Genomic DNA, 3,364 nt, shown 5'->3' on the forward strand with positions numbered 1-3,364 from the left:
GCCCGCGCCTTCGGCGGCGCCGGCGATGGCGATGACGTTGTCGACACTCATCACGAGGTCGGCCACGATCACCGTCTTGACTGCCGCCCAGAGCTTGTCGCTGGCCTGGATGTCGCCGTGGCCATCCTCGTCGTCCGGCGCGATCAGCTTGACGCCGATCCACACGAGCAGCAACGCGCCGACGATCTTCAGGTACGGGATCGCCAGCAGCGTCAGCGCGAAGAAGATCAGGATCACGCGCAGCAGGATCGCGCCGGCGGTGCCCCAGATGATGCCCTGCGTGCGCTGCGCGGGCGGCAGCTTGCGGCAGGCCAGCGCGATGACCACCGCGTTGTCGCCGCCGAGCAGGATGTCGATCATGATGATCTGGCCTACGGCGACCCAGAACTCGGGGGTCATGAACTGTTCCATGGGGGGCGGATCCTCAGGCAGGCGGGCAATGACGGGAACGACCGCGAGTGTAGGCGGGTGATGGGGTGCGCCCGGTTCGTGGAATTACGCAAGCCGCCAAAGCAAAGGGCCGCCCGAGGCGGCCCTTTCCGTTGTGGCGGTCGTCGAGCTCAGAGCAGGCCCTTGAGCAGCCGGCCCATCTCCGACGGATTGCGCGTCACCTTGAAGCCGCACTCTTCCATGATGGCCAGCTTGGCATCGGCGGTATCGGCGCCGCCGGAGATCAGCGCGCCAGCGTGGCCCATGCGCTTGCCCGGGGGCGCGGTGACGCCCGCGATGAAGCCGACGATCGGCTTCTTCATGTTGGCCTTGCACCAGCGCGCCGCGTCGGCTTCGTCCGGGCCACCGATCTCGCCGATCATGATCACCGCATCGGTGTCCGGATCGTCGTTGAAGGCCTTCATCACGTCGATGTGCTTGAGGCCGTTGATCGGGTCGCCGCCGATGCCGACCGCGCTGCTCTGGCCCAGGCCGATCTCGGTGAGCTGCGCCACCGCCTCGTAGGTGAGCGTGCCCGAACGCGAGACCACGCCGATGCGGCCCTTCTTGTGGATATGGCCCGGCATGATGCCGATCTTGATCTCGTCGGGCGTGATAAGGCCGGGGCAGTTGGGGCCGAGCAGGAGCGTCTTCTTGCCGCCGGCGGCTTCCTTCGCCTTCATCTTGTTGCGCACGATCAGCATGTCCTTGATGGGAATGCCCTCGGTGATGCAGATCACCAGGTCGAGGTCGGCCTCGACCGCTTCCCAGATCGCGTCGGCCGCGCCGGCGGGCGGCACGTAGATCACGCTGACGGTGGCGCCCGTGGCGGCCTTGGCGTCCTTCACGCTGGCGTGGATGGGGATGCCCTCGAAGCTTTCGCCCGCCTTCTTCGGGTTGACGCCGGCGACGAAGCAGTTCTTGCCGTTGGCGTAGGCCTGGCAGCCCTTGGTGTGGAACTGGCCGGTCTTGCCCGTGATGCCCTGGGTGATGACCTTGGTGTCCTTGTTGATGAGGATGCTCATGTCGGTTCTCTCTGGCAGACGGGGTGCGTTACTTGACGGCGGCGACGATCTTCGTCGCGGCTTCGGCCATGGTGTCGGCGCTGATGATGGGCAGGCCGGAGTCCTTGAGCATCTTCTTGCCCAGCTCCTCGTTGGTGCCCTTCATGCGCACCACGAGAGGCACGCTCAGGTTGACCGCCTTGCAGGCCGCGATCACGCCCTCGGCGATGGTGTCGCAGCGCATGATGCCGCCGAAGATGTTGACCAGGATGGCCTTCACCTTGGGCGAGGACAGCATGATCTTGAAGGCCTCGGTCACCTTCTCGGCGGTGGCGCCGCCGCCGACGTCGAGGAAGTTGGCCGGCTCGCCGCCGAACAGCTTGATGGTGTCCATCGTCGCCATCGCCAGGCCCGCGCCGTTGACCAGGCAGCCGATGTTGCCGTCGAGCTGGATGTAGGCGAGGTCGAACTTGCTGGCCTCGATCTCGGCCGGGTCTTCCTCGTCGAGGTCGCGGTAGGCGACGATCTCCGGGTGGCGGAACAGCGCGTTGGAGTCGAAGTTGAACTTCGCGTCCAGGGCGATCAGGTTGCCCTTGCTGTCACAGTTCAGCGGGTTGATCTCGACCAGTGAGGCGTCCGTCTCCATGTAGCAGCGGTACAGGTTCTTGAACAGCTCGACAGCCTGCGCGTGCGAGCCTTCCGGCAGGCCCACGGCGGCGGCGATCTTCTTCGCCTGTGCGTCGCCCAGGCCGGCGAGCGGGTCGATCACCTCGGTGATGATCTTCTCGGGCGTGCTGTGGGCCACTTCCTCGATGTCCATGCCACCTTCGCTGGAGGCGATGAAGGCCACCTTCTGCGATGCGCGGTCGGTGACCAGCGAGACGTAGTACTCCTTCTTGATGTCCGCGCCTTCCTCGATGTACAGGCGGCGCACCTTCTGGCCTTCGGGGCCGGTCTGGTGCGTCTTGAGCTGCATGCCGAGGATCTGGCCGGCCAGCGCCTTGACGTCGTCCAGCGTCTTGGCCACCTTCACGCCGCCGCCCTTGCCGCGGCCGCCGGCGTGGATCTGCGCCTTGACCACCCATACCGGGCCGCCGAGCTTCTGGGCCGCCTCGGTGGCTTCCAGCACGCTGAAGGCCGGATAGCCGCGCGGCACCGGAACGCCGAACTGGCGCAGGATTTCCTTGCCCTGGTACTCGTGGATCTTCATGGGTGTCTCGCTTGCCTAGGTTTCTAGAGGGGTGGGAACGGCAGCGGGGTCGACGGCCCCCCGGTACCAGCGCGGATAGAAGAGTTTCACGGCCGCACCGTCGGAGCGCAAGGCGTGGCAGCGGTCGATCTGGAAGGGCTTGTGTTCGCTGTCCTCGCGGGTGTCGATCACTTCGCCGGCGAAGGCCTGGATCACCGCGGTGGGCAGCACCTGGGTCAGCTCGGTCAGGTGGGTGCAGCCGATGCTGCCGCCCAGCCGCTCCTTGACGGCGGCGCGGAAGCCCTTGAGCAGGTTCAGCCCGGCCAGCGCGCGGTAGGCGTCGCCGTGGTCGTCGCAGTGGCCGGGATAGGGCATCCAGCGGGTCTCGGAGCCCGCCTCGAGGATGTTGAGCTGCTCGTCGACCACGAGTCGCAGCAGCATGTCGTGGATCGGGTCGCCGGCCTTGCGGATGCCTCCGGCGAGCTTCGCGTCACGCGTCTTGACGTCACGGATCTCGGCATCGACCTCCCACAGCCCGTTGCCGCGCGCATAGACGTGGACGTCGATGCTGCGGCGGTGCTTGAGCTTTCGCTCGGGCGCGGCAGGCGGCAAAGCCATGGAAACGGACCGGTGGGTACTGAGTCGATGGGCGCGGCACGCAGCGGGGCTGTCACTCCACCGTCACCAGCGCGAACGGCGCGCAATGTAGCATGCTGCGCTGCGTCAAAGCTGACGGCCGGCT

At 66.6% G+C, this 3,364-nt stretch carries 4 protein-coding genes; all 4 read right to left on the reverse strand.

Going from position 1 to position 3,364, the window contains the following annotated elements; genetic code table 11:
- The coding region (locus tag AB7U92_RS24225) for a YjbE family putative metal transport protein (RefSeq protein WP_428582939.1) at positions 1–411 on the reverse strand (411 nt) is incomplete at its 3' end.
- A 149-nt stretch (positions 412–560) separates the two neighbouring features.
- A complete protein-coding gene (sucD, locus tag AB7U92_RS24230; protein ID WP_428582941.1) occupies positions 561–1,454 on the reverse strand; it encodes a succinate--CoA ligase subunit alpha in 894 nt (297 codons plus the stop codon).
- 28 nt (positions 1,455–1,482) lie between these two features.
- Positions 1,483–2,643 carry an ADP-forming succinate--CoA ligase subunit beta gene (gene sucC / locus AB7U92_RS24235; protein ID WP_428582943.1) on the reverse strand — a complete coding sequence of 387 codons (1,161 nt, stop codon included), beginning with the start codon at positions 2,641–2,643 and terminating at the stop codon, positions 1,483–1,485.
- Positions 2,644–2,658: 15 nt separating this feature from the next.
- A complete protein-coding gene (locus AB7U92_RS24240; protein WP_428582945.1) occupies positions 2,659–3,240 on the reverse strand; it encodes a DUF2889 domain-containing protein in 582 nt (193 codons plus the stop codon).
- Between the last annotated feature and the right edge of the window lie 124 nt (positions 3,241–3,364).

The sequence above is a fragment of the Piscinibacter sp. genome (assembly GCF_050175855.1).
Taxonomy (GTDB): Bacteria; Pseudomonadota; Gammaproteobacteria; order Burkholderiales; family Burkholderiaceae_C; genus Piscinibacter.